Source organism: Gammaproteobacteria bacterium (assembly GCA_013816845.1).
Lineage (GTDB): Bacteria > Pseudomonadota > Gammaproteobacteria > DSM-16500 > DSM-16500 > Aquicella.
This window is the reverse complement of the sequence record JACDDU010000003.1, coordinates 154,485-181,334: the sequence shown is the minus strand read 5'-3', so window position 1 is coordinate 181,334 and position 26,850 is coordinate 154,485. Positions and strand designations below refer to the sequence as shown.

At 40.3% G+C, this 26,850-nt stretch carries 27 protein-coding genes; 16 read left to right on the top strand and 11 right to left on the bottom strand.

Features of this window, described 5'->3' with window-relative positions:
• Positions 1 to 104: 104 nt before the first annotated feature.
• The 3 genes from glmU to thpR form a co-directional block, all read right to left on the bottom strand.
• Entirely contained in the window at positions 105 to 1,493 is a 1,389-nt protein-coding gene (glmU, locus tag H0W64_06705; protein ID MBA3661399.1) for a bifunctional UDP-N-acetylglucosamine diphosphorylase/glucosamine-1-phosphate N-acetyltransferase GlmU, read from the bottom strand.
• Between the two features lie 70 nt (positions 1,494 to 1,563).
• On the bottom strand, positions 1,564 to 2,955 hold the full coding sequence (locus H0W64_06700) for an HD domain-containing protein (protein ID MBA3661398.1): 1,392 nt from the start codon (positions 2,953 to 2,955) through the stop codon (positions 1,564 to 1,566).
• A gap of 359 nt (positions 2,956 to 3,314) precedes the next feature.
• Positions 3,315 to 3,920 carry an RNA 2',3'-cyclic phosphodiesterase gene (gene thpR, locus H0W64_06695; GenBank protein ID MBA3661397.1) on the bottom strand — a complete coding sequence of 202 codons (606 nt, stop codon included), beginning with the start codon at positions 3,918 to 3,920 and terminating at the stop codon, positions 3,315 to 3,317.
• A 69-nt stretch (positions 3,921 to 3,989) separates the two neighbouring features.
• Here thpR and H0W64_06690 point away from each other — a divergent pair, with 69 nt between their 5' ends.
• Positions 3,990 to 4,868 carry a ParB/RepB/Spo0J family partition protein gene (locus H0W64_06690; GenBank protein MBA3661396.1) on the top strand — a complete coding sequence of 293 codons (879 nt, stop codon included), beginning with the start codon at positions 3,990 to 3,992 and terminating at the stop codon, positions 4,866 to 4,868.
• 65 nt (positions 4,869 to 4,933) lie between these two features.
• Here H0W64_06690 and H0W64_06685 read toward each other — a convergent pair whose 3' ends face one another.
• The 5 genes from H0W64_06685 to epmB all read right to left on the bottom strand — a co-directional run bounded on the left by H0W64_06685 (position 4,934) and on the right by epmB (position 8,573).
• The gene (locus H0W64_06685) at positions 4,934 to 5,347 is read right to left on the bottom strand and encodes a hypothetical protein (protein ID MBA3661395.1); all 414 of its coding nucleotides are present in this window, start codon (positions 5,345 to 5,347) and stop codon (positions 4,934 to 4,936) included.
• A 59-nt stretch (positions 5,348 to 5,406) separates the two neighbouring features.
• Entirely contained in the window at positions 5,407 to 5,874 is a 468-nt protein-coding gene (locus H0W64_06680; GenBank protein ID MBA3661394.1) for a hypothetical protein, read from the bottom strand.
• A 64-nt stretch (positions 5,875 to 5,938) separates the two neighbouring features.
• Positions 5,939 to 6,400, bottom strand: coding sequence for a hypothetical protein (locus H0W64_06675; protein ID MBA3661393.1), 462 nt, complete (start codon positions 6,398 to 6,400; stop codon positions 5,939 to 5,941).
• 47 nt (positions 6,401 to 6,447) lie between these two features.
• Positions 6,448 to 6,906 (bottom strand): hypothetical protein, encoded by a 459-nt coding sequence (locus H0W64_06670; protein MBA3661392.1) that lies wholly within the window; start codon positions 6,904 to 6,906, stop codon positions 6,448 to 6,450.
• Between the two features lie 665 nt (positions 6,907 to 7,571).
• Positions 7,572 to 8,573, bottom strand: coding sequence for an EF-P beta-lysylation protein EpmB (epmB, locus tag H0W64_06665; GenBank protein MBA3661391.1), 1,002 nt, complete (start codon positions 8,571 to 8,573; stop codon positions 7,572 to 7,574).
• 105 nt (positions 8,574 to 8,678) lie between these two features.
• Between epmB and H0W64_06660 the strand changes: the two genes are divergently transcribed.
• Complete coding sequence (locus tag H0W64_06660; protein MBA3661390.1) at positions 8,679 to 10,850, top strand: hypothetical protein; 2,172 nt, start codon at positions 8,679 to 8,681, stop codon at positions 10,848 to 10,850.
• 30 nt (positions 10,851 to 10,880) lie between these two features.
• Here the strand turns inward: H0W64_06660 and H0W64_06655 are convergent, their stop codons facing one another.
• Positions 10,881 to 12,587: a ShlB/FhaC/HecB family hemolysin secretion/activation protein gene (locus tag H0W64_06655; GenBank protein ID MBA3661389.1), complete on the bottom strand. Its 1,707-nt coding sequence runs from the start codon at positions 12,585 to 12,587 to the stop codon at positions 10,881 to 10,883.
• A 469-nt stretch (positions 12,588 to 13,056) separates the two neighbouring features.
• On the opposite strand from H0W64_06655, the gene H0W64_06650 reads away from it, so the two are divergent.
• The 4 genes from H0W64_06650 (at position 13,057) to pckA (ending at position 17,059) form a co-directional block, all read left to right on the top strand.
• On the top strand, positions 13,057 to 13,914 hold the full coding sequence (locus tag H0W64_06650) for a transposase (protein ID MBA3661388.1): 858 nt from the start codon (positions 13,057 to 13,059) through the stop codon (positions 13,912 to 13,914).
• Positions 13,915 to 13,968: 54 nt separating this feature from the next.
• Entirely contained in the window at positions 13,969 to 14,568 is a 600-nt protein-coding gene (locus H0W64_06645; protein ID MBA3661387.1) for an orotate phosphoribosyltransferase, read from the top strand.
• Positions 14,565 to 15,350, top strand: a complete 786-nt coding sequence (gene pyrF / locus H0W64_06640) for an orotidine-5'-phosphate decarboxylase (protein ID MBA3661386.1) — start codon at positions 14,565 to 14,567, stop codon at positions 15,348 to 15,350. Before H0W64_06645 ends, pyrF begins: the two co-directional genes overlap by 4 nt.
• 149 nt (positions 15,351 to 15,499) lie before the next feature.
• Positions 15,500 to 17,059 (top strand): phosphoenolpyruvate carboxykinase (ATP), encoded by a 1,560-nt coding sequence (gene pckA, locus H0W64_06635; protein ID MBA3661385.1) that lies wholly within the window; start codon positions 15,500 to 15,502, stop codon positions 17,057 to 17,059.
• A gap of 52 nt (positions 17,060 to 17,111) precedes the next feature.
• On the opposite strand, the gene H0W64_06630 is transcribed toward pckA, so the two are convergent.
• Positions 17,112 to 18,329 carry a pentapeptide repeat-containing protein gene (locus tag H0W64_06630; GenBank protein MBA3661384.1) on the bottom strand — a complete coding sequence of 406 codons (1,218 nt, stop codon included), beginning with the start codon at positions 18,327 to 18,329 and terminating at the stop codon, positions 17,112 to 17,114.
• A gap of 94 nt (positions 18,330 to 18,423) precedes the next feature.
• Between H0W64_06630 and H0W64_06625 the strand changes: the two genes are divergently transcribed.
• From H0W64_06625 to H0W64_06590, 8 genes are all read left to right on the top strand, one after another.
• Positions 18,424 to 19,104: a YggS family pyridoxal phosphate-dependent enzyme gene (locus H0W64_06625; protein ID MBA3661383.1), complete on the top strand. Its 681-nt coding sequence runs from the start codon at positions 18,424 to 18,426 to the stop codon at positions 19,102 to 19,104.
• A gap of 155 nt (positions 19,105 to 19,259) precedes the next feature.
• On the top strand, positions 19,260 to 20,156 hold the full coding sequence (locus tag H0W64_06620; GenBank protein ID MBA3661382.1) for a hypothetical protein: 897 nt from the start codon (positions 19,260 to 19,262) through the stop codon (positions 20,154 to 20,156).
• A gap of 123 nt (positions 20,157 to 20,279) precedes the next feature.
• A complete protein-coding gene (locus H0W64_06615; GenBank protein MBA3661381.1) occupies positions 20,280 to 21,107 on the top strand; it encodes a pyrroline-5-carboxylate reductase in 828 nt (275 codons plus the stop codon).
• 3 nt (positions 21,108 to 21,110) lie between these two features.
• On the top strand, positions 21,111 to 21,683 hold the full coding sequence (locus H0W64_06610; protein MBA3661380.1) for a YggT family protein: 573 nt from the start codon (positions 21,111 to 21,113) through the stop codon (positions 21,681 to 21,683).
• Positions 21,684 to 21,694: 11 nt separating this feature from the next.
• Positions 21,695 to 22,285, top strand: coding sequence for an RdgB/HAM1 family non-canonical purine NTP pyrophosphatase (gene rdgB / locus H0W64_06605; GenBank protein MBA3661379.1), 591 nt, complete (start codon positions 21,695 to 21,697; stop codon positions 22,283 to 22,285).
• A complete protein-coding gene (locus tag H0W64_06600; GenBank protein ID MBA3661378.1) occupies positions 22,282 to 23,202 on the top strand; it encodes an ABC transporter ATP-binding protein in 921 nt (306 codons plus the stop codon). The genes rdgB and H0W64_06600 overlap by 4 nt, the downstream gene beginning before the upstream one ends.
• 7 nt (positions 23,203 to 23,209) lie before the next feature.
• Positions 23,210 to 23,992, top strand: a complete 783-nt coding sequence (locus H0W64_06595) for an ABC transporter permease (GenBank protein ID MBA3661377.1) — start codon at positions 23,210 to 23,212, stop codon at positions 23,990 to 23,992.
• Between the two features lie 66 nt (positions 23,993 to 24,058).
• Complete coding sequence (locus H0W64_06590) at positions 24,059 to 24,376, top strand: hypothetical protein (protein MBA3661376.1); 318 nt, start codon at positions 24,059 to 24,061, stop codon at positions 24,374 to 24,376.
• A 92-nt stretch (positions 24,377 to 24,468) separates the two neighbouring features.
• Here the strand turns inward: H0W64_06590 and coq7 are convergent, their stop codons facing one another.
• Positions 24,469 to 25,110 carry a 2-polyprenyl-3-methyl-6-methoxy-1,4-benzoquinone monooxygenase gene (gene coq7, locus H0W64_06585; GenBank protein ID MBA3661375.1) on the bottom strand — a complete coding sequence of 214 codons (642 nt, stop codon included), beginning with the start codon at positions 25,108 to 25,110 and terminating at the stop codon, positions 24,469 to 24,471.
• 65 nt (positions 25,111 to 25,175) lie between these two features.
• On the opposite strand from coq7, the gene tgt reads away from it, so the two are divergent.
• Together tgt and H0W64_06575 are read left to right on the top strand one after the other, a co-directional pair.
• Positions 25,176 to 26,354 carry a tRNA guanosine(34) transglycosylase Tgt gene (tgt, locus tag H0W64_06580; GenBank protein ID MBA3661374.1) on the top strand — a complete coding sequence of 393 codons (1,179 nt, stop codon included), beginning with the start codon at positions 25,176 to 25,178 and terminating at the stop codon, positions 26,352 to 26,354.
• Between the two features lie 22 nt (positions 26,355 to 26,376).
• Positions 26,377 to 26,823 (top strand): MgtC/SapB family protein, encoded by a 447-nt coding sequence (locus H0W64_06575; GenBank protein ID MBA3661373.1) that lies wholly within the window; start codon positions 26,377 to 26,379, stop codon positions 26,821 to 26,823.
• Positions 26,824 to 26,850 lie beyond the last annotated feature (27 nt).

Sequence of the window (26,850 nt, the reverse complement as noted above, 5' to 3'; positions counted from 1 at the left end):
GGATCCTATCCTCTGAGGAATTAGTTGCTCGTATTATACGCGTAAACTGATCAGTGTCATCTTACGGCTCTTGAGGTATGGACAATGAGTTGCATTGTCTAGGTCTAAGCCTTTGTTACTGCGCCCCTCTCTTTTTTATCTGGCCGACGCCAATTTTTGATTGTGCGTTGTTCAATGCGGTGCGTAATCGTGAGTTGGTCAGCTGCGACATCTTTGGTAATGGTTGACCCCGCACCGATCGTCGCGCCTGTGCCAATGGTGACAGGTGCGACGAGTTGTGTATCTGATCCAATGAAAGTGTCATCACCAATAATGGTTTTATGTTTGTTCATCCCATCATAATTGCAAGTGATGGTACCAGCACCCACGTTGACTCGCTGCCCAATTTCAGCATCTCCCACGTAGCTTAAATGATTAATTTTGCTTTGCATGCCAACTTGCGAATTTTTCACTTCCACAAAATTACCAATATGCACATGGGATGCAAGCACGGTTCCCGGACGAAGACGTGCAAACGGTCCAATCGTACAATGGTCTGCAACTTCGGCACCATCTAAAACACTATTTGCCTTAATTTCAACACCCTCACCTAAAATCGTATTACGCAAGAGAGAATGCGGACCAATGTGGCAACCTTGACCAAGCACCACACGTCCTTCAAAAATAACGTTCACATCAACTGTGACATCAATGCTTGCAATAACTTCGCCCCGAATATCAACCCGCGCAGGATCCGCAAACGATACACCTTGTGCCATCAATTTCTTAACCAAACGCAATTGTAAAAAACGTTCAAGTTGCGCGAGTTGCGCGCGATCATTAACACCTAAAATTTCTTTCGCACAATGCACGTCATGACTTTGTATCGTCACGTTATCTTGATGGGCGAAATTAATAATATCAGTCAGATAAAATTCATTTTGCGCATTCATTGTTTTTATATTGGGTAACCAACGATTTAAAAGACGGGCTGATAAACAATAAATACCTGGGTTAACTTCAGTTATTTTTTTCTCTTCAACTGATGCATCTTTTTCTTCAATAATACGGACAATGTGATGATCGTCATTTCGTTTGATTCTGCCATACCCATGTGGGTTTTCGAGATGGGCTGTCAACATGTGCAAAGCATCGTCCGCAGTTTGCGTTAATCGTTGCAAACTTTGTAATGAAATCAGGGGCACATCACCACAAAGAATTAAAACTTGATCGGTGGGTTCGATATGAGGCATCGCTTGTAAAACAGCATGCCCTGTACCTAATTGTTCGGATTGTTCCACAAAATGAATAGGGAGGTGCGAAAAAGTTTTACGAATCAGGGGAGCTTGATGGCCCAATACAACAATAGGTTTTTTCGCAGGCGAGAGCTTCTCTGCAACTTCAAGCACGTACTGTAAAAGCGGTTTACCTGCTAAGAGATGTAATACTTTGGGAAGTTTAGAACACATACGCTGGCCGCGACCTGCCGCCAAAATAACCACTTGGATAGCCATGATTGCCAACTATTCATTAAAAGATTGAGATTATACCGATACTATTCGCTTTGGGTAAGTTTCTTCTACTTTAAGTGCCTTGCTCTGCAATTTGCGGCTGACGTGGGGCTGTTAACTCCTTCACTAAATGCAAAATTCTTTTATCTTGCGCAAGTGCATGATCATAGGCAAAAAAAGCAATATGTTCATATTGATCGGAAAGCGCATCAATCATCAGCGACAATTCATTGATAGGACGAACTAAGCCCGCTTCATTTTGCACCATAATAGGATCTTCTTTACGCGAATAAGCTTGATGCGGACTGCGAATCAGAGAAAGTTGCCAATTTTGATAGACATTAAGGTGAGTTTGCTTAAATTCCTTTAGCGTTGCTTCAGCCATTTTTATATCAACATGCTCAAGTCTTACGACTTTTGGCATTTTACGTTGATCAAGACGTTCGGCGATTTGCGTGACGGGGTCATCAGCTTTAAGCGCAACGATTTGTTTTAATAATGCAAAAACATCATAATCATCAAGAGCTTTATAATGTTGATAATTACTTTCGAGAAATTGTTGTTTTAGTAAACTGGGTTGCAATGTTGTGCGTGCAGCATGATTGAAGGCATTAGCTGCAATAAGAAACTGTCCCAATCGGGTTTTTTGCAAAGAAGCGAAAGCAGTATGGGTTTCAATACGTTCTGCGAGTAAAACTAACAATTGAATTAAATAATTCTCTAAAGCTAATTTTTTTTGGGACTGATAGATATTACGAATCATTAACCTGCGGGCCATAACATAATGCTCGACTACCCCAATTCCTTTATGCGTGATACCTAAACGTCTTCCTTCAGGTGTCGGTACGATAGCAAGACAATGCAACATCCATCGAAAATCAAATTCACCGTATTGCACACCACAAAAATGATTATCCCGTAATAAGTAATCTAATCGATCTGCATCCAACTGCGACGAAACGATATCGCTTAAAACGTCTTTCACACTGGTTTTATGCATAATCATTTGTGCAATGCGATTAAATTTTTTATCAGTCAGCGGATAATTTGGATTTAAAGCATTGTAAGTTTGAAAAAAATAATCGGTGGTGTAATCACTTAAAAAATAAGGTGTCCAATCTTCGTGACGAATTAATTTTTGATGAAATAAATCTTCAAAAGTATGCGAAAAAGGACCGTGACCAATATCGTGTAATAACCCCGCTATCATCACCAATTGCCTTTCTTCGTCTGGCAATCCAATCTTTTGGGCAATTTGACTCGCCACATAACAACAACCTAAAGAATGATTAAAGCGGGTATGTACCGCTCCCGGGAAAATATAATCACCCATCCCTAATTGTTTAATATGTCGCAACCGCTGGCAATTAGGGCTGTCAATGAAAGGTTTAATCCAATGATCTTCAAAGGATGTAAATTGCATCGTCCCGTGAACTGGATCTTTGATAACGTGGTAAGTGCTCATGGGAAGGATTTTATCCTATTGAAGAGAAGATATGTAGGTTGGCATAAAATGACTGAATGGTTAATTTCAAAGAGAATTTAATGACTGACTTCATATCCACCCTTAAAGCTTAGATTGACATCACTATGCCTTGTTCGATAAGTACGGAGAGAAGTCTGCTGCTTGTACAAGAACGACGCATCATATTAAATTATTCAGCCGTTTCATTCTGTAATAAAGATGGCGCTTGCTAAGGCAAGTCCTGCGATAAACTAAAATTCGAAGTTAGGTAGCTGCGACTTTGCAAGCTAAGTGATGCAGTCTGAACTTTGACCTGAAGAAACCAAAGCATCCTCGTTCAGAGCTAAGTTATGTCTTACTCATCCAGGTTTGGACAAATTGACACACCTTTCCTCCGCGAGTTCAATGCGTTCTAAAACAGTATATTCCGTCCCGTCTGGTACAGGATCACTGCGAAAGAGAACGACTTCATTGACTTCAATATAGCCAACAGCAGGATGATCGACTTTGGATAAGAAGCGTAAATTGGTGTTTGGGTGCTTGAGACGACCTAAAGTTAAGTGCCCATGAAAGGGTCGCGTATCTGTATCGTACTGAGATAATCGAATGCCATTCCCAACGCGCTCACTAATCTTGGCCAATTCGTCTTGAGGCGTAATATCAAAAACAATGACGCGTGGACGAAAAGGGTTTGGAAATAAAGTGACCTCGCCTAAGTTGATATGCGTCTTCACAACGGATTCTTTCAATTGGTTTTTTACATTATCGACGATTGTAGGGACATGCTCCCCTTTAATTTCGCCTAGAAATTGCAAAGTAATGTGCAAATTTGCCTTTTTAGTCCATTTAATAGAGTGAGATTTAGCATTTTTTTTTAATTGACTTACATATTCTCCTATTTTTTCCTTCATAGCTTGAGCTAACTCGACGGCAAAAAAAATCCTGATAACAGAAGGTGAGCGCATTCCATTTCTCCCCATGTTTGATTAAGATGATCCATGCTAGGTTAGATACTAGTCATATAGGATTTCATTATGGTAAAAAAGCGCGGCCTCGGTAAATCATTAGATGCCTTATTGTCATATACAAGCAAGGAGTCTACGAGTCCAGATGATACCTCGTTACATCTTGTGCAAGACACACTGACCCAGCTTTCCGTTGATTTAATGGTCCGGGGCAAATATCAACCCCGTAGAGAGATGGATGAAGAAGCCTTGGAAGAACTTGCGCATTCCATCCGCACGCAAGGGATTATTCAGCCGCTCATTGTGCGTCCTGTTGATAAGCACCGCTATGAAATCATTGCGGGTGAACGACGCTATCGTGCTGCCAAGATGGCAGGCTTAACAACCGTTCCCGTCATTGTTCGCACTATTCCCGATGAAGCCGCTCTCGCTATTGCCCTCATTGAAAACATTCAACGCGAGAATTTAAATCCCATTGAGGAAGCCATTGCACTCATGCGTTTGATTGATGAATTTGGCATGACGCATCAGCAAGTTGCTGAAGCGGTGGGAAAATCTCGCACCAGTGTAACTAATTTATTACGTTTACTGGTACTGCCTGAAGAAGTTAAGACCATGCTCGAACGTGGCCAATTAGAAATGGGCCATGCTCGTACGTTGATAACCTTACCAGAAGCAACCCAACTGGAAGCAGCCCTTGCCATTGCATCGCGCGAATTATCCGTACGCGAAACCGAACAGTATGTAAGGCGTTTGCAACAACCCCAGGAACAATCCAAAGACAAATCACTTAATCCCGATTTAAAACTCGTCCAAGATAACCTCACTAACCATCTCAAACTTCGGGTTGCCATTCAATGTAATGCAAAAGGCAAAGGAAAGTTAGTGATTCATTATCGAAGCTTAAATGAGTTAAATCGATTGCTTGCAGAATTTGAGCGCGAGTAGCTCAACATTCGACGATTAACCATTGCATTTGCTTGCAACTGTTCGCCAATTAGCCATGGCTCACCTTACAATATGGAAACCTCAGAAGTGTAAGGATAGGAGCCCACATAATTTACGCCATCGGAGAAGAGAGCAAACGTTTCTGTGGCTTTTTGCCGATAAAAATAATTGATTGTCATGCACGTATAACCCATGCCCACCCGGGAGCGCAATGCAAAAGCATCGAGATCGACATAATTCCCTGTCTTCAATTCATCTTGTCCCATGTCCAATAACGCTTCAGGTTGACAAATACTGTCTATCCATTTTCCAAGAAATGCAGTGGCATGAATAGTGAAGGATTGATTATTGGGCGTTAAAAAATAAGTTGTATGAAAAGCAGGCCCAGTAGAACGGCCCTTAGAGCCAATATTCCAAGCGAAAATCGAACACGTTGCTAAGAGAAAGTAAAAAAACAAAATCCATTTCACTCGTTTCATCCTCTTTCTCCCCTTAAGATGATGTCATCATTATACTACAAACTAAGTATTCACTTTTTTTACCGAATTTGAATAAGCTTAGGTTCTGCTTCATTTAATTTTTTTAACAGGCTTGGCGCGTTCTGTCGGCGATTTTGGTTTGCTTTAATTTTATTCAGTGATTGAACTAAGACCATCGCTTCGTTTTGACTGAAGCCGGTTAAAAGAAGCTGGTAACTTAAAGGAGATTGAATGGTGAACAAGGAAATAACGCGGTCGCCAAAGGTTAATGTGGCTTTTTTTCCGACGGTATCGTAAGTCATCCGTTGCAAGTCGTCGCCAAAAGGTTGCTTCAAAGTTAATAATACCCCAATGCCTCCTTGCGCTAAACGCGTGATACTCGCTTTAGCAATGTTATGACTATCAAATACCATTTCCGATTGGATTACTTGCAAGCGTAAAGGTGGCATCACTGGACTTGCGCATACTGTTGAATAAAAAAAACCAAGCCAACATAGTAAAAACAATCTTTTTGTAACCCTAGCCATTTGAAATACCTATCTTGCAAAAAAAAGGCCGCTTAAAGGCGGCCCTTTCAGTTTAATTAAAACCTTACTGCGTTGCTAATTCACAATGCATGTAGTAAGCATACTTAGAACCGTTCATTGGCGCAGCTTGGGTCAATGTTATATTCCAAGCAATATTAGTTGCATTGGAGCGCATGTAATTACTTTCATAACGACCGTCAGTCTTTTTATGTAAGAACAAGCAAGTGTGATCAGGTAATATTTTGATATCCTTCTCTACGCTCTTACCACGCACAGCAATTTCAACTTTATGATTCTTTGGACCATGCTTGTAGCGATGCGCTGTACAGCTTCGACCGTTGCCCACGCCTTTAATTTTGCTGCCAAAATCAAATACATCCGTACTTACAAATCGGCCGGTGAAAGCATTGTTGGAAGTGTTTTCATGAACATCCAAGCAAAGATTAATAACTTGAGGATGACTTGCAAAACTTGCGGTACTAATTAAAGCTGTAGCTGCCAATAAACTTAAATTTAATTTCTTCATATTGTTATCCTTATTATTTTAAAATGTGACCCTGACGACAACTTAAACTAGCTCGCCATGTGGGCGCAGTTCATTTTATAAACGTACTTAAAACCATTTTCGGGAGCAGATTGAACAAGGTTAATGTTCCAAGTTTCAGCGTGTTGGCTGGTAACTTGATAATCACTTAAAAAGCGACCGCTATTTTCTGAGTATAAAAAGGCACAAGATGCATCTGGCACGAATTTAACATCATTAACAGCATCACCATCTTTTACTTCTACGCCTAATTTAATATTTTTTGGGCCATGCTTATAGATGTGTTCTACACATTTTTGACCATTTTTGATATCTATTGTATGACTGGCATCAAATACATCACTGCTCACAAACCAGGATTGGTAACTATGTGGGGATGTGTTATCACTCACATTGGTACATAACATGATCCGTTGATTCCAGTCAGCAAAGCTTGCAGACATTGCCAAAGCAGACGCTAAAAATAAAGCTACTTTTTGTTTCTTCATAAAACCTCCAATCCTTATATTATTGTAGAACTAATGCGCTAACTATTTTAAGGCAAACAACGCAATATACAAATCACTCAGAAAAAAAACAACAAGCATTTGCGCGGTCATGAATGATGCAAGGTAAAAAAAGAAAAGATACTTCAATGAATTATTCTGTGCGTGCAGAAGAACAATTAACACCATGATGGCATCAAAAAATTTCCCTTTAAATTTACTAATGCAACTTCCAATTCATCAATATTCTATTCTCTAAACTTTGTAAACAGTTAAGATTACCTATCCTTAAAATAAATAACTAATGTGTAACCTCGCTCATAAATGATGCAGATTAAAAGAGGAATTTGCATTGAGTCAGGCATTATAAAGAAAAAAATCTATTATTACAAAAGTGAATTAATTTTGCTCTCTTCTTGATTAAAATAATACCCATCTGGCGGATTAGAGAGCAAACGAATGTGCCCTGTCTGCATTCATATTTTTTATTTGCTCACCAAACTTTTAATGATGTAAAGCAAATGCAAAGTGAAAAACGCAAATGGGTTAAGAGATAAACACTGAAACAGTTTAAAAAGCTGGGTCAAGCCCAGAACTTTTATTATGCAGCGTCAGGAACAATAGGGTGCAGCAAATGTAACGACTAGGCTACAACAACAACGCCCAAGTCACACCCCTATTAATGTTTTACTTAGCATGCCCGGTTCTTCGCGTACAAGTTTGGGTACTAAATATCCCGGCAGTAACGTATTTAATTCCTGATAAATCTGTAAAGCTGCATCCTCAGGTAAATCAAAGTGAGCTGTTCCTGCCACTTTATCGAGAACATGCAAATAATAAGGCATCACGCCTGCTGCAAACAATGCTTCGCTTAGTTCAGCAAGAATAACTGCGTTATCATTGACGCCTTTTAACAGCACATTTTGATTCAGTAAAATAACTTTTGCTTCACGCAATTGTTGGAATGCAAAAACAACTTCGTGGCTTATTTCACGGGGATGGTTACAATGGACCACCATAATTACCGGCAGTTTTATTGAAGAGAGGATGGTAATGAATGCTGGGGTGATACGTTGGGGCAAAACAATGGGTAAGCGTGTGTGAATGCGTAACCGTTTAATCGTGGATATTGCGCTTATACCTTCGAATACATGTTGCAACATTTTATCATTCGTTGCGAGCGGATCACCGCCGCTTAAAATAACTTCATTAACATCCGGATGTGCTGCGAGGTAAGTAAAAATTTTTTCTAAACCTACCTTGCCAGGATTGTTATCTGCGTAAGGAAAATTTTTGCGAAAACAATAACGACAATGGACAGCGCAAGCATTTGTTAAGGTAATTAAAACACGCGAAGGATATTTGTGTAACAAACCCGGAATAGGATTTTTAGAACTTTCCTCTAGAGGGTCGGCACTATACCCTGTAACCTCATTTAATTCTAAACCGCTTGGTAAGACTTGTTGTAACAGGGGATCATGGAAATTCCCCTTTTCAATCCGTTCTAAAAAGTAACGTGGAATACGCAAAGGAAAATATTCTGCAGCTTTTTTTAAATCAGGTAAGAGCGCTCTATCAAGCTGCAAAAGGGAGAGTACTTCTTCTGGGTCTGTCACTAAATCAGAAAGAGCATCCTGCCAAGTAGGATGGGGGAGATATGCAACAGACAAGGTGTGCCTCTTTTACTAAGTATTTGATTTATTGAAAAATGGGCCAATTTAAGAAGTGATATAATCTAAGATAAGGAATAAATAGTCAAACCAGGAGAATTACGCGTGTTTGATGCCGATCGTCCCATTACCTTATGCGAACAAGATCGGCTTAATCGCTCCCTCTTTGCTAAATATTTAGCGCGCTGCTTATTGGATCATCATGATTTGGATAGCTTAGTCGTGGGCTTAACTGGGGGCCCTGGCTCGGGGAAAACTTCCCTAATTAACATGATGCTGGAAGAAATTGATGTAGCTGCAAGTAACTTAGATGAAATTGAGCAACCTATTATTTTAAATTTCAGTGCCTGGAGTTACTCAGGGCAAGGTCAATTAATTTACAATTTTTTCCGTCGCCTTTCATCAACACTCAAGCCTCTAGCGAATTTTCCGCAGGGAGCACGCATCATTTATTTATTAGAATTATATGTTTCATTTTTTACCCAAAAACCCGTGCCGCAAGCTTATCGAATGCAGCGAAGCTTTTGGGAAAAATTATTTTTTAGAAATCGCGAATCAGCTTATGCCTGGGAATCAGGAAGAGATTTAACGCTCGTCAAAGCTGAGCTTAATGAATTATTACGTCAGCAAAAACATAAAATTATCATCATCATCGATAATATTTCCAGACTTTATCCAGATGAGATCAAACAAATTTTTCAAATTGTTAAATCAATTGGAGATTATAAAAATACCATATATGTCCTTTCATTTGATAAGAACCAAGTGATCCAAGCAATTGACTTATTAGATGGCAGCGGTGGTAAAGCTTTAGTTGAAAAAGTGGTGCAACTCCCTTTTGAGGTCCCACCCATTCTGTCCGAAGATTTAGAAAATATTTTTGCCGACCGTCTTAGAGCAGTATTAGACATGGTTCCCGAAGGGACATGGAACCTCGATTATTGGGCCTCGATTTATTACAGTAGCTTGAAATATTTTTTCAAAAATTGTCGGGATATTACGCGCTATGTTAACACGCTCAATTTTAGTTACCCGCGACTGCGCGATGTTGTAAACCCAATGGATTTTTTTGCACTGACTGCGATCGAAGTCTTTTTACCAAAACTCTATTTCGGCATCCGTGATAATAAAGATTTATTTACCGACTTATTAGATCAAGTCTATCGCTTAGATGAAGACCAAATTAAAAAAGATCGACTACGCCTAGAAGAAATTCTTTCGCGCGAACATGATTTTCCGCACGACCAAATTATTACATTACTTGAACAACTCTTTCCTCGCTTGCGTCGCATTTATGAACCGCAGTTGACTTTTTATCATTCAGACGCACTCGCAAGAAAATTGCGTCGACTTTGTAGTCCTGATTTGTTTGATGCCTATTTTCGCTTGTCCATGCAATCAGGGGCGCTACCGGAAAATGAATTTAAAACGATTCTTGGACTAGCAAAAAATGCTCAAGCTTTCGATCAAGCGTTAACTCGTTTAAATCAAGACGATCGTATTATCAAACTCCTAACCCGGTTGGATAGTCGTGTTATTGCTTCAATTCCACTTGAGGAAACGCAAGCCATTATTATTGCACTATTTGATAATGGCGATCTTTTTCCACAGGGCAGAACCGGCCCTTTAATATTATCCACTGCAATGCGAATTCATCGTATTATTCATAATGTGTTGCAACGATACAAAGATACAGAAACCCGTTTCACTGTTTTACAAACTGCGATCGCTAAAGCTGAAAAAAGTATTTACATTATTGTTCATGAATTGAATGAACAATCCCGTGAACATCAAGAGGAATCCGATCGTTTTATTCCGCTTGATTATCGCGACTTAACAACGGATCAACTGTTATCCTTAAAAAAATTTACGGTAAGTCGAATTCAAAATTGGGCCAACACCGAAAGATTAATTGATCATCCCAAATTATTAAGCCTATTGTATGCTTGGCAAGCATGGAGTAACGACCACTCATGTCGAGACTATGTACAACGCACAATAAAAAATGATAAAGGGCTTGTCATCTTTTTAGCGGCAGGCTTGCACGAGGCCATTACGGAGGCGGCTGAAAAATACGAAAAAAACCCAGCATGGGAATCGCAGCTTAAACATATTGCTGATTTTGTCGATCCTGTTGAACTTGTGAACCGTGCAAAAGCTATTTTTGAAGATGCTTATTTTGAGAAATTAACAGAACGCGAACAATTAGCACTGCTTATTTTTTTAGATTTAATGAAAGTTCCTACGACGAAATTAATCCCTCAAACAACCGTTTGAGAGATTATTCATTTTAACGGATATACCCATTTACAATGAGGCAACAACACTAAACCATACGCGTGGTTTATGACCTCGACCAATTAATTCTTCGGCTGCAACAGGCTTAGTAAAAGTTTGGGTCCACATAAAGTTGCCGCTGATAACTTTCGTGAAATAAATTCGGAAGCCAATGCCCCCTGAAGTGCCGGTTTGCTTTTTAATAATAGAAGGAGAAGTGTGTGAATTCCAAATGCCACCTATGTCGTAAAACACATAAGGTTGTAAATCCTGAATCGCCAATTTTCCGATCGCCCAATCATACCGAAGCTCTAAACTTCCGGCGATGCCCGTGTCACCAATTAGCTCCGCCACATCGTAACCACGACCTATTTGCGGTCCTCCGAAGGTAAATTGTTCAGATGACAGCAATGCACTCCAAGCCCATTGCCCTTTGACCACACCGTAAAGCGATAAATTATTCCTAATTCCCTGGATGCGACTTAACTGAAAATCCATTTTGGAAAAAACAGCATGGCCACCGGGACGTGACGTAGTTGCTGTGGCGGGGTTTGTATCTTGCGTGTAACCCCAAATCGGTAAGCCTTGACGAAGATCTAAATAAATTAAATTGGCACCCATGTACTTATCAGAAAAATTATAAGTGACATTGGCTCCAATAGGACGAAGGTGATCGGTGTAAAGCTGTTCATTAAAAGTTGTAACATGACTGTCTAAATAATTAAATCCAAGTTGAAACGTCAAACTTTCTGTTCGAGATCGAATGCATGGAATATTAAGGTAGGTGTAATAATTTACATTTAAGCCATTAATATCAACCGGTGCTAATACAAATAAAGGATGGGTTTTAGCGCGGGTTCCTCCGACTAACCAACGCATGCCTTCCGCATTGATTGGCGTACCATAATTAATATCAACGTAAGTAAGTTCTTGCCCTTTCGGCGTTTTAGTGACGGTAATTTGGGTCGAATCCCCTGATCCAAAAATAGAATTTAATCCCACATTGGCAGTCATTTGCTGCGGGCCGATATAACGGGTACCGTAATTATCGTATGACAAATAGCCATTAACGGTTTGTGTTTCAGTCATTAAGGTTAAATCAGCTGCGCCTGTTGTTGTCTTGGAGGGTGATAAAACGGCGCGTACATCGACACCTGGAATTTCATTGGCTAACAGTAGATACTTTTCCATGCGCTTGATTTGCAGCGGAGGACATTGCTTAATTTTATCGCCAAATGCAAGGACAATACATCGCGCACCCTTGGGATGCCCACCAATATCAATTTTCCCTAAAAATCCTTCGATGATACGGACTTTAACCACGCCGCCTTTTACATGCTGCGGCGGTAAAATAGCTCGGGAAATGACATAGCCATTATTGCGATAATAATTTGTAATATCTTGAACAAGACTAAATAAGTCGGCTACGGTAATTGTTTTATGAAGTTTATTTTCATAAATGGGGCGCAATTGCGCGTCTGAATAGACATGATTGCCTTCAAGTATGATCCCATTTAATTCAAATTTGATTTTTTTAGCGGCTTCCCCGCCCGGCGTCTTCGTTTCTTCAGGCGCTGTAATGACAGAGGGGGCTGCCTGCGTCGGTGCAATTCGCTCTTCTGTGAGCGCCCGACTCACTTGCTCGGGCATCGCAGGGCCTGGCAAAACGTCTGCCTTAACACTTGCAATGAATAGCAAAGAGGTAGCAATGCTGAGGAATCTAATTCCATTTATCATATCAATTCCTTTTAACTTATGGCTGAAAGTAACAAGGTTATCGCGGGTTTGCAAGACAAGGACTGCATATAAAGAAACTCTCCGTGTCGCCTTCTGCTAAAGCTAATAGAAAGAAATGTAGATTACGCTTATTACGCCAAAAAGGGTGAGGCTGATTGGTTTAAACGCTCCACTTGAGGATCCCCAATATCATTTTCTCTAAACTTTTGCTGCGGGCATTTAATTTTTTAATGAGGTGAAACTTATTGAGAAATGGACGCGTTAACTGTATCGCTTTGGGGTGAATTTGTGTAAAATAAGGTCGATTTTACTTAAACTGCAAAATTGGTGATTAAAGAAAATCAGTGTTTATATAAATAGATACAATATCTTACAAGCGTGTGCGCAATAAAGCCTTGCCAATATTGAATTCTGTCTATAAAATCCCAAAGATTTTGCCTAATATAACTACATTCAAAGGGGGTAAGAAATCGTGCAAGATATCTTCGCTTACAATGAAATTATCCAAAAGCTCCGTTGTTTTTTTCAAGAAAAAAGAGGGTTTATAGAAGTTCCAGCCCAGCCGCGTTTATCTATCCTTGCCGCATGTGAAGATCCAGAAACTATTACACAATTCATTTTTAATGGGGTCAATTATCCGCTTCCGCAGACGGGTCAAATGTGGTTAGAAGCAGAGTTACTAAAAAACCCCGGCGTTCCCGGGGTTTTTTGTATAACCACCAGTTATCGCAATGAACCTTTCCCAATCCCAGGCCGACACGACAAAATATTTCCAATGTTTGAGTTTGAGGCAAGCGGGGATATTAATGAGTTGAAAAAGATGGAAGCTGAATTGGTTGAGTATCTAGGATTCCCAGCACCTGTTTCCTTACTCTATAACGATGCTTGTTTACAATATGGTGTGCAAGAGTTAAAAGCAGAACAAGAACTCTTTATGCAACGGGATTATGGCAATGTTGTGAGTTTAGAATACTTTCCACAACATACCCATCCATTCTGGAACATGCATCATAATGCAGATGGTATCTACAATAAAGTCGACGTCATTCTTTACGGTATTGAAACCATTGGCTCAGCACAACGCTCCTCCAATGTTCAAGAAATGCGTGATAACTTCTTTACCCTTTCTGATGGTAATTACTCTAAATTACTTTACAGTGCCTTTGGCGAAGAACGGGTCTTAAAAGAATTGGATGCTTATTTGAACTTACCTATGTTTACTCGATATGGTGGTGGTATCGGAGTAACGCGTTTAGCTAGAGCGATGAAACTGGCAGGTTTACTCAATCCGCCAAAAGCTGATAACGAAAACGAAGCTGCAGCGTAATATTATTGAGCTAAGCCATCCCCTAGGGGATGGCTTTTTTTTACAGGTCTCACAATGTCAAATAAAGCCTTAATTACAGAGCTTTATCAAATTGGTGCTATTCAATTTGGTGAGTTCGTTTTGAAAAGTGGTGAAACGTCACCCTTATACATCAATCTTCGTAAAATCATTTCTTATCCTGAATTATTAGAAAAAGTCGCCCATCTCATTTGGTTGCGCGCTAAAAATTTTTCTGCTGACCTTATCTGTGGTGTGCCTTACACTGCTTTACCTATTGCGACTTGCATTTCACTCAAGCAAAAAATTCCGATGGTCATGCGTCGTAAGGAAAAAAAGGACTATGGAACCAAACAAATGGTTGAAGGTGAATACCGATCAGGACAGTCTTGTTTACTCATTGAAGATATTATCACCACCGGTGGAAGTATTTTAGAAACAGCCGAAGTATTAAAAACAAGTGGCTTGATCATCACCGGCGCCATTGCGTTAATTGACCGCCAACAAGGCGGCATTGCTAATTTAACCGCGCATTTCCCCGCGGAAAGTGTGCTTAAACTTACCGACATTCTCACGACACTCTTAGCAGAAAAAATAGTATCGCCGGTCGAGCGCGCTATCGTGGAAGACTTAATCCAAACAAGATCTGCATCATGACTTCAACTTTATCTTTTACCGAGCGTGCAACCCTAAGCCAATCGGCGATACTTGCGCGCTTGTTACGTTTAATGGATGAAAAAAAGACGAACTTAGCCTTGTCTGTAGATGTTACTCAAGCCCAACACTTACTTGATCTGGCTGAGATGTTGGGGCCGCATCTCTGCGTACTTAAAACTCACATCGATATTGTTGAAGATTTTACGCCTACCTTGATTGATGACTTGGTGAAACTTGCAGAACGTCATCAATTTTTATTATTCGAAGATCGAAAGTTTGCTGATATCGGCAATACAGTCATGCATCAATACCAAGGCGGCATTTACCGCATTGCTGATTGGGCGCATATAACTAATGCACACATCATTCCCGGTCCCGGCATTATTCAAGGCTTAAGGCAAGTAGGCATGCCACTCGGTCGAGGCCTCTTGCTGATTGCTGAACTGAGTTCCGCTGGCCACTTTATGGATGAAAGTGATCGTGAAAATGCATTACAACTGGCTAAAGCAAACTCGGATTACGTCATGGGATTTGTCACCCAACGCGCTTTATCTGGGGATCCCAAATGGATTAATTTTACGCCGGGCGTGCAGTTAGAAACAGGTAAAGATGCTTTCGGCCAACAATATATAACGCCTGAACTTGCCATTGAAACAAATGGCGCTGATGTGATAATCGTGGGCCGGGGCATCATCAAAGCTAATGATCCTTTCGCCGCCGCCCAAATTTATCGCGAAAGAGGATTTCAAGCTTACCAACGACGCTGTCGCCGCGCTGCCTAATTCACACACAACAACCCTAGTGTCTTCTTTTTAATTTCGGGTACAATAGCCGCCATATCTTTTTGGGGCCAGCGTTAACACGCTTTGCCCCCTCTGTGCATCCAATGTAGTGAACTTAGTGGAGCCCGATTATGGTTGGTCCCGAAACAATGTTTGATCTAAATAATTTACCTGCGCATCTTAATCTTTCCATGGAAGCCTTGGTTGAAGCTGCATTGCTTCGTCAAGAAGGTGAACTTGCTGAAAATCGAGCATTGGTTGTAAAAACAGGAGGGCGCACTGGTCGCTCTCCGAAAGATCGATTCATCGTACGTGATGCCATCACCGAAACTGAGGTTGATTGGAACACGATAAACCAACCAGTATCAGAAGAAGTTTTTGATAAACTTTGGCATAAAGCCTTAACTTATTTAACCGAGCAAGGGATTCCGTTTGTTTCGTATCTTAAAGTGGGTGCTCATGATGAGTATGGCGTCCCCGTTAAAGTCATTACCGAGCTTGCTTGGCATCAACTATTCGCCCATGTGTTATTTATTCACGATGATGAACAGCCCCGCACCAATCAACCTGGTCAATGGACCATCTTAAGTGTACCGAATTTTAAACCCAGTGGCGCAGACGATGGGGTTTACAGTGACGCGGCAGTCATTTTAAATTTTACTAAAAAATGTTTACTGATTTGTGGAACCCACTATGCCGGTGAAATGAAGAAAGGTATGTTTTCTGCCCTCAATTTTCTATTACCTAAATATGATATTTTACCGATGCATTGTGCAGCGAATGCAGATGCTCTTGGCAATACTGCTTTATTTTTTGGTTTATCAGGCACGGGTAAAACTACACTCTCTGCTGACACGAAGCGATTTCTCATTGGTGATGATGAGCATGGCTGGGGAGAATTTGGCGTATTCAATTTCGAAGGGGGTTGTTATGCCAAATGCATCGATCTGTCACAAGAACGTGAACCGTTAATTTGGGATGCGATTCGTTTCGGGACGGTTATTGAAAATGTGATCCTTAATCCAGAAACTAAATTGCCCGATTATACTGATGCATCCTTAACGCAAAATACTCGCGCCGCTTATCCCCGAGAATTTATTCCAAATCGCGTTAAAAGTAATGATGGAAAACAACCCGATGCCGTTATCTTTTTAACGTGTGATTTGTACGGTGTCTTACCTCCCGTTGCACGTCTCTCCCCGGATCAAGCCGCTTATTATTTTTTAAGTGGCTATACTGCGTTAGTCGGCAGTACGGAAATGGGACAAGGTGCGGGTATCAAACCAACTTTTAGTACATGTTTTGGTGCACCCTTTTTTCCTCGACCTGCAGCAGTTTATGCTGAGCTCTTGTTAAAACGATTAGCAGGACACGATAGTCAAGTTTATTTAGTCAACACCGGCTGGACAGGTGGCGCTTCCGGTTTAGGGGGCGAACGTTTTCCCATTCCTGTAACGCGCGCCATCGTGGACGCTATCTTAAACGGAGAAATTAATAATACCCCTTTTGAAAAATTACCTGGTTTCAACCTCGATATTCCCACGTCCTTACCTGGGATCGACACCAAGCTTTTAAATCCGCGTAAAATGTGGGCTGATCCTAAACAACATGACCAACATGCACGTACTTTAATTCAGCAATTCGTCGATAATTTCAAAAAATTTGAAGTAAGTGACGCGATTCGTCATGCAGGACCCAGTTTAGATTAACGGAGAAATAGCCTGAGTCGAACAATCACTCAGGCTCATAGAACAATTTAAATTACTTACTCTTTTTATTAGCGTGGCTTAAGTTTAAAAGTAAGTTAGCGTCCTCATCTTCTGAATTTTCATCGTCGCTACCTAAAGATCTTTTAAAAGAAAATAAACACTGCGGCGATGCGTAAGAAGAAAAATAGCTTTGAAAAATAAGTTCGCTCTCTTTCGCTAATCCAACCAAACCTTGTTTACTTAATTTCTCAATAAAAAGTTTAGCTTCATTTCTTAATGCATCAGAAAGTTGATGGAATTGGGGATGGATTCGAATTTGGTCGGACCTTTCCTTAAGTTGAATAGCAAATGAGGCGTTTGAATCAAGAGATTCGGAATTTAATAAAACGAGATGACTTAAATCAACATCTTTTAAATTAAGCGAGGGAGAAATGGATGAATCCATGACAACTGAGAAAAGACTTTCCTTTAAACTCATATTAACAGAATTATTGTTTGCCCATGTTGTTTTAATAAAGGTAGTCTTATTAAAATTTGCCCCGCTAAGATTAAGATCTTCCATAATATTATTCTCAAACGTACTTCCCACAAAATAAGCGCCACGAAAATTACATACACGGAAATGATTGTTAAAATGAATACCGCACAAATTTGCAAAAGGAGCGCTGACGTTTAAAAACTGGCCCTTTCCAAGAATCAAGCCATTTAAATTAACATAATTATTATATTGTTTATGCGTTAAAATATTTCGTAACAATCGTAAATCTGACAAATTATTATTCGTAAGTCGTTTGTCTAAAGCATCTCCCATAATGAGCAAAGCAGCTTTGAGTTGTTCAACTTGCTGCTTTGTAAGCCATGATGATTTTAAAATTGTTCCTGCTTGTGTTAAATGGTGCGGATTTAATTTTAAAAAATGACCCGTTAATGCATGACATGCTACAACAATGGCATCGTTATTACTCAATACTTTGATCGAATCATCAAGGCCAGGGTAGTCAGGATATTGTTGTAAATACAAAAATCGTTCCGCTGGGCTCGAATTACAAAGTATTTTTAAGAAAAAAGATGGGTCAGAAAAAAGTGAATTAATAAAGTGAAGATAATAATGGTTTGTTATGAGATTCAAGAGATGGGGTACAGATAGCTCAGAAAAGATCGCTAGCAATATTTCGGGCGACATATCACTCAAAGTTAAATTTAAAATAGCATTATTATTATTTTCATCGTAAGGCTGCTGATCAGACTTAGTGCTTTGGTTGAAGGGCATCAATAGTTACCATGTATTATAAAATGCCTTATTATAAAGTACTTAGCTTATGGGATAATTAAGGCTAACTTATCAGTTTGAATTAGGATTAAAAGTGATTAAAGAAAAGTTGAATGAAATTAAAAAGTTAATTCGTCTTCATGAAATAAAATATGCAAGACCGAAAGGGGCTGTCAAATTACTTGCGGCTAGCAAAGGCCAATCCATCGAAAAAATCAGAGAAGCATTTTCGGAAGGGCAACTTTCGTTCGGTGAAAATTATTTGCAAGAAGCTTTGCTAAAAATTAAAAGCTTGAATGAGCCATCTATTGAATGGCATTTTATTGGGGAAGTGCAAAGTAATAAAACAAAAAAAATAGCTACTCATTTTGCGTGGGTAGAAAGCGTTGCGAGCGACGTAATTGCAAAACGATTAAATGAACAGCGACCCTCAAATTTGCCACCGATCAATATTTTAATAGAAGTGAATCTTAATCAGGAAAAATCAAAAGCCGGATTAAGTGAAATTGAAATACGTCCCTTACTTAATTTTTGTTTAAAACTATCACGCTTAAAAGTTCGGGGTCTCATGTCGATACCAGAGCCTGCTTTAGTTTTTTCAAAACAACGTGAACATTTTCATCGTCTATTCGAACTTTTTCAAACGTTACGTCAAGAAGGATTTGCGCTCGACATTTTATCCATGGGCATGTCACAAGATTTTGAAGCGGCAATTGCTGAAGGTTCAACAGAAGTTCGAATTGGTACGGCTATTTTTGGTGAACGAAAAAAATAAATTGATTGATTTCATCTAAAACACTTACAAAGGAGTGAGTTTTTTTAAACCAAGGGAAGGGTGTCGGTAGGCTAATTGTACCATAATCACAAGAGGCCAAATTAGGTTATAACTTAATTATCATTTAACAATAATGACAATAAGGCCGAGCCACCATGATCAAAAAATGTCTAGGAAAGGCAATAGTTTTTTGGTCTCTTTTCTTTTTTTCGCTCACAAGTTACGCATCACCGCCGCAGCCATTAAGTCCCAAGCCAATTAAGGGAATCTATATTACCCAATGGAACTTCGAAAACACTTCATTTTTGCGCAGTTTAATTGGTAAAGCGAAAGCTGCCAAGATCGATACTTTCGTTGTTGACTTAGAAATACCATCCAAGCGTTATCAAGCGAACCTAGAATTACTCCACGATAACCACATTAAGTATGTAGCTCGAATCGTTATGTTTCCAGATGGTGGAACGCCTGCCCATATTAAGGATCCGGCTATTTGGCAAAAAAAATACAAGCTAGTGCAACAAGCTGTCGATTGGGGCGCTCAAGAAATTCAATTGGATTATATTCGTTACAATACCAAGCAAAAACCATCTGCGCAAAATTCACACGACATTCACACTATTATTCAGTGGTACAAGGCGAAACTTGCTGCACAAAAGGTTCCTCTGCAAATCGATGTTTTCGGGGTAACGAGCTTCGGTGAGTCAAAGCACATTGGCCAAAACATTAAACTTTTCTCACAAACTGTCGATGCCATTTGCCCCATGGTTTATCCATCCCACTATGTGCCCTTTGCCGTGCATTTCAACAAACCTTACAACACTGTGTTTGACTCGTTAGATGGTATAAAAAAGCAATTTAACAACCAAGTTCCGATGAAAGTTTATGCTTATATTGAATTATCAAATTATCATTTCCGGATGTCACAAGAAAATACAATGAAATACATTAGTGCTCAATTAAAAGCAGTTGAAGCAGCCGGAGCTGATGGGTGGTATGCATGGAGTCCTCATAATCGTTATGACAATTTATTTAAATTGTTACAAAGTCGATAAAAGCTTTAGCGTTAATTCACGGTTCCACTTGCACTGCACTTTACCCCTTTTACCCAAAAGGGGTTTTTTTTAATTTAGCCCCACAATCTGCTAAGATGACCAAAATTTTTCGTACAAAGGGAAATGATGGCTTCTTATACCATTGCAATGATCGGTGCTGGCAACATGGGTGGTAGTCTCGTGGCAGGCTTAATCAACCATGGCATCGCACCCCACAATATTTGGGTTAGTGATGTTAATGAGGAAAAATTATCCTCACTTCATCAACAATATAACGTCCATATTACGATCGATAACGAAAAAGCCATTAAGGCCGCAGAAGTTATCATTTTTGCTATCAAGCCACAGTTTTTTAAACAAATATTGCTAAGTCTTGCCCCCATCCTTTGTGCACGCCGCCCTTTAATTATTTCCATTGCTGCCGGCATTCGAACAGAAAGTATGCATCATTGGTTAGATGCAAACCTTTCTATTATTCGTGCCATGCCCAATACGCCTGCTTTGATTGGTGCAGGGGCTACCGCGTTGTATGCTGATGCAAACGTGAATGAAGTCGATAAACAACGCGCAAGTGAAATTATGGGTGCGGTTGGTTTAGTGCTTTGGGTCCAGCAAGAAAAACTTATGGATGTTGTCACGGCATTATCGGGCAGCGGACCTGCTTATTTCTTTCAAATGATGGAGAGTTTACAAAATGCAGCAGTCCAGTTAGGTTTGTCAGAAGAAACAGCTAAGCTTTTAACGCTGCAGACCGGCATGGGTGCGATAAAAATGGCCATGGAAAGTGGTCAATCTTTAAATGAATTATGCAAAGCGGTAACTTCACCCGGCGGCACAACAGAACAAGCGTTAGCCGTTTTACAAGAAGCTGATTTATCAACTGTGTTCAGCAAAGCATTACAAGCTGCAAAAAAACGTTCAGAAGAATTAGCAGATCAACTAGGAGCTTAAGTTATGTCGGAATCACTCAATGGGGCTTTAGTCTTTTTAATTAATACGCTTTTTGATTTATATATTTTTATTTTAGTCATCCGTATTATTTTAGTGTACACGGGTGCGAATTACTTCAGCCCTCTTGTCCAGTTCGTTGTGAAGTTTACCAATGGCTTAGTCAAGCCAATGCGTCGAGTTTTGCCGAACGTGGGTCGTTTTGAATTGGCGACCATCGTCATTATTCTATTGCTTGAAACTTTAAAATTTGTCTTACTCATTTTATTGTTAGGCAGAACACCCGTTGCTTCTGGATTAATTTTTTTAGTGTTGGGTGATACGATCAAACTTATTATTCTTACTTTTTTTTATGCCATTATTTTGCAAGCCATTCTTTCTTGGGTCCAACCTCGGTCCCCCATTAACGCTTTATTAGCGCAACTCACCTCGCCTTTAATTCGACCTTTACAACGAGTCATCCCGCCCGTTGCAGGCGTTGACATTTCGCCCATCCCCGCTCTTATTATCTTGCAATTACTCATTATTTTATTAGTGAATCCCTTAATGTCTGCAGGCTTTAATGCGGCTTCTTTTTAGGATGAACCGGGATGCAAATAGTTTTAGCGAGTGCGAATGAGGGAAAGATAAGAGAATTTAAAACACTCTTAACCCCTTTAAAAATCGACATTATTCCGCAAAGTCAATTTAACATCCAAAGTGCTGAAGAAACAGGATCCACTTTTATCGAAAATGCGATTCTTAAAGCACGACATGCTACCGAACAAAGTCAATTACCGGCGCTTGCTGATGATTCTGGATTAATCATTCCCGCACTCGCCGGACGTCCAGGCATTTATTCTGCTCGTTATGCAGGTCCCGAGGCGAACGCAAAAGACAACATGAGCAAAATATTGCAAGAATTGAGCTTTATTCCCGATGGGGATCGTTACGCTTATTTTTATTGCGTCTTAGTATTAATGCTATCATTTGATGATCCAGCACCGATAGTTTGCGAAGGATACTTTGAAGGTTCCATTTTAACCGAACCTTGTGGAACAGAAGGCTTCGGCTACGATCCCATATTTTTTGTTCCTTCTAAAAATTGCGCTGCTGCTGAACTTGCTCCTGCTGAAAAAAATAAAATTAGCCATCGCGCGATGGCGCTCCATTATCTTTTGCAACGGATCAAAACACTATGACAGATGCTTTAGCTGTAACCCATTTGCAAAAAATTTATAGCAATGGTGTTACCGCACTTAAAGGAATTAACTTTACCGTCAAAGAAGGCGATTTTTTTGCGCTGCTCGGGCAAAATGGCGCTGGAAAATCGACAACCATCGGCATTATCTGCTCTTTAATTACTAAGACCCAAGGCAAAATTAAAATCTTTGGATATGATCTTGATACGCAAACACATCAGGCAAAAGCATTGATCGGAGTCGTACCTCAAGAAATGAACTTTAGCTTGTTTGAAAAAATTTCTGATATTCTCATTAATCAAGCAGGTTATTATGGCATTCCAGCCCATGTCGCAACCCAACGTATGGAAACTTATCTCAAAGAAATGGGGATTTGGGAAAAGCGTAATACCCAAGCTTTTCGTCTCTCTGGTGGAATGAAACGCCGTTTAATGATTGCTCGTGCCCTCATGAGCGAACCTAAACTTTTAATTCTTGATGAACCTACTGCGGGTGTCGACATTGAATTACGTCACACCTTATGGCGCTTTTTAACCAAGCGTAATCAAGAAGGTACTACCATCATTTTAACCACTCATTACTTAGAAGAAGCTGAACATTTATGTAAAAACGTGGCGATCATTGATCGTGGCGAAATTATTGAAAATACCAACATGAAGGTTTTGATTAACCGCTTAAATGTACAAACTATTATTCTTGAACTGGATAATGCGCTAGCAGCATTGCCAAAATTAGTTGGATTTGTTTTACATCCTATTGATGAAACAACATTGGAAGTGGAGTTACATCGTGGCCAAACGCTCAATGAATTATTCACTCAACTCTCTACAGCTTCCATTCCTATCATTGGTATGCGGAATAAAACCAATCGTTTAGAAGAATTGTTTATGGATCTCATACTGGATAATAATAAATAGGAGTTTTATGCAGCATATTGGTTTTTATCCTGTCTTGATTGCTTTACAAACGCTTGTCAGTAAAGAAATTTGGCGGTTTATGCGGATTTGGTCGCAAACCCTGTTGCCGCCTGCGATTACGATGGCTTTATACTTTATCATTTTTGGTAAATTTATCGGTTCCCAAATTAAAGATATTCATGGTTTTACCTATATTCAGTACATCGTTCCCGGTTTAATAATGATGTCAATCATGACCAATGCTTATGCGAATACAGCTTCTTCTTTCTTTTTATCCAAATTTAATAAGAGCATAGAAGAAATGTTAGTCGCCCCCATGCCAAACTGGGTCATGCTTGCGGGTTTTATTTTAGGGGGGACCATTCGTGGCTTGCTAGTTGGTGCAATCGTGACTTTAATTTCACTTCTCTTCACGAATGTTCCTGTGCATAATTTTATGATTGTTATTTCTATGGCTTTATTAGTCGCCATGATTTTTTCTTTAGGCGGTTTTATCAATGCCATTTATGCTAAACGTTTTGATGATATTTCCTTTATCCCAACATTTGTCTTAACCCCACTCACTTACCTTGGTGGTGTTTTTTACTCGCTGCAACAATTACCGCCCATTTGGCGCACTTTTTCTTTATTCAATCCCATTCTAAATATGGTTGATACTTTTCGTTTTGGCTTATTAGGGATCTCCGACATCAATATTTATTTTGGATTCATTTTAGTTATTGCGTTCAACGTCGTTCTCTTTATTTGGGCTTGGCAGCTATTAGAAAAAGGCGTTGGCATAAAAGCTTAGATTAGTTTACAAATGCAGCTTGTCCCATTACCCTTTTCGTAACCGTGTCAGAAATAAGGAACATTTATGTTAAAACAAATTGCTGCCTTGGTTTTGTTAAGTACCTTGATTGTGTTTGCGATGAATTATGCGCAGCAAGCTGTACAATGGCTGATGGACGCCCATAATTGGGTTGCACAAGTTTTAACGGATGTCTTTACGGTCGGCCAAGCGGGCAATATAGCTCGTGGGTTACTTGCGATTTTAGCGATACCCGTTCTTATCGCTCTCGTTCCCACTTTAATTTACTGGGCCGTGCGTCGACACTGGTTTCCCTATTTTCTTGAAATTGTTTGGGTTGTTTGGCTAGTCCAAGCCGGTGCTTTATTAATGTCACAGGCTTAAAAAACTTACCGCTCTACCACCGCGTTTTTACAGGATGCTCGAAAATTTATAAAAACGTGGTGGAGAAAGAAGAGTAAATCGTTTTAACCTTATCAAATCCAATATGTCGTTTTCACCATGATTTTCGACGTCATCGCCATGGCTTTCTTCACGGCATCCGGCAATATCTTCGCCCCGGACAGAATCGCATCTTGGCGGTGTTGATTCTCATCCTGCTCCATCTGTTGAACAATGCAATAACTCTTGGCATCCAACGTCTTCAGCTGTGCCCCATGTTTTTGTAAATGGCTTACCACCTGTTGTTCAGTCTCTGCAACAAAACCTAAACTCCACGCATCACCCATCAAGCCTGCGAAGATCCCAATACCAAAGGATCCTGCGTACCAAAAAGGATTGAGATAACTTGTATGGCTGCCAAGTTCTTCAATGCGTTGTGAGCACCAGGCCAAATGATCACCTTCTTCCATTGCCGCATGCTGTAATTGCTGGGCTAGCTTTGGATTTTTGGAAACCAAGGATTGCCCGTGATATAAGGCTTGAGCGCAAATTTCACCCGCATGGTTGATGCGCATGAGCGAAGCCGCTTCTTTGCGGGATAGATCAGTTAGCGCTGAATCCGGCATGTTTTCAGCAGGATAGGGTTTACCTGTCGTTTCCACATTGTTGCTTAAAGCACGGAGCACTTGATCAACATGTAAGCAAAGCTTATCGATCAGAGAAAATTGTTTTTTCATTGTCATGGCCAGATTTTATCGAAATCCATTCCCAAAGGCCAAAAATAAAAATAAACTTGCGCCCCATGAATACTTTTAAATCGAAACTCGTCAGAAAACATAAAGATTTCCCAGCGCGGGTCATGCAAATGAGCACCCCGCATGGTGATGTACTCACGCCCGCATTTATGCCCGTTGGCACGCGCGCTATGCTTAATTACCTTACCCCACAAGATTTAGCCCAAAATGGTAGTGAAATAATTTTAGGGGGCAACACGTATCATATGCTTTGCACACCGGGCTTGGAGGTTATTGAAAAAGTAGGCGGCATGCACCGGTTTATGGGTTGGCCCAAGTCAATGCTAACTGACAGTGGAGGCTTCCAAGTCTTTAGCTTGGCTAAAAAAGGCAGCATCTGTGTTATTGATGAAGAAGGGGCACATTTTAAACATCCGGTAACGGGTAAAATTTTACACCTTACCCCAAAAAGTTCGATCCATGCCCAAAAAATTATTGGCGCTGATATCATTATGGCCTTTGATGAATGTACGCCTGAAATCGGCGGAAGAGAACGTGCCTTGGCCGCTTTAGCACGCACGCACCGTTGGTTAACAGCTTCTATTGAAGAGCATCAAGCCCACCCATGCACGCCGTACGGTCACCGCCAAGCTTTATTTGGCATCATTCAGGGAGGCAGTTTTCGTGACTTGCGTGAAATCAGCACCGAATTTATTTTGAACCAACCCTTGGATGGCATTGCCATTGGGGGCGAAGTCATTGGTTTTGATATGGCAAAAACGGTTGAAATTCTTGATTGGGTCGTACCCGCTTTGCCACAAGAAAAGATTCGCTACACGATGGGCGTTGGGCTCAATCCACAAGATTTACTCGATGTCGTCAAAGGGGGCGTGGATGTCTTTGATTGTGTCGCCCCCACCCGAAATGCGCGGCATGGTACTTTATACTGCGGTCAAATTGTCAGCGATGGCAATTGGCTTAAATTTACGAATGGTGAAAGTCCTGCACATATTCATATTAAGAAAGCATGTTACGCGTGCGATGAGACACCGATCTTGCAAGGATGCACTTGTTACACTTGCCAACATTTTTCCCGCGCATACTTACATTATTTATTCAAACAAGGCTTGATTGCGTATTTTCATCTCTCTGCTATTCATAATATTCATGTAATGCAAGCAACTTGTCACGCCATGCGCGCGCATATTCTAGCCAATAGCGAAATGAATGAAGGTGGTGTAGCATAAAAAAAATCTTAAGGAAAAGATAATGCTCATAGCACAGACGCTACAAGCAGATTTGGAAATGTTTTTTAGAATTATATTTGCCTGTTTTCTCGGGGCTTTAATTGGTTGGGAACGGGAACGTCACCGAAATATTGTGTCTGCCGGCATTCGAACTTATGGGGCAATTTCTCTTGGTTCGTGTGCATTTGGTATTGTCGGACTCTATCTAACGGAAGGCGATCCTTCTCGAGTAGCAGCGCAAGTTGTCAGTGGTATTGGGTTTTTAGGCGGCGGCATCATCTTTCGCCAAGGTGATTATGTAACAGGCCTCACCACAGCTGCAACATTGTGGGCAACGGCCGCGGTAGGTCTTGCAGTTTCTGTTGGCTTATATTTAACTGCTGTTTTTACTGCCGTGTTAATTTTTTTATTACTTTATTTACCACGACTCACCTGGTGGAAAAAGATTTCTTCCAAATATTCTCACTAAATTTAATATTTCGTTAAGTTTTATTTC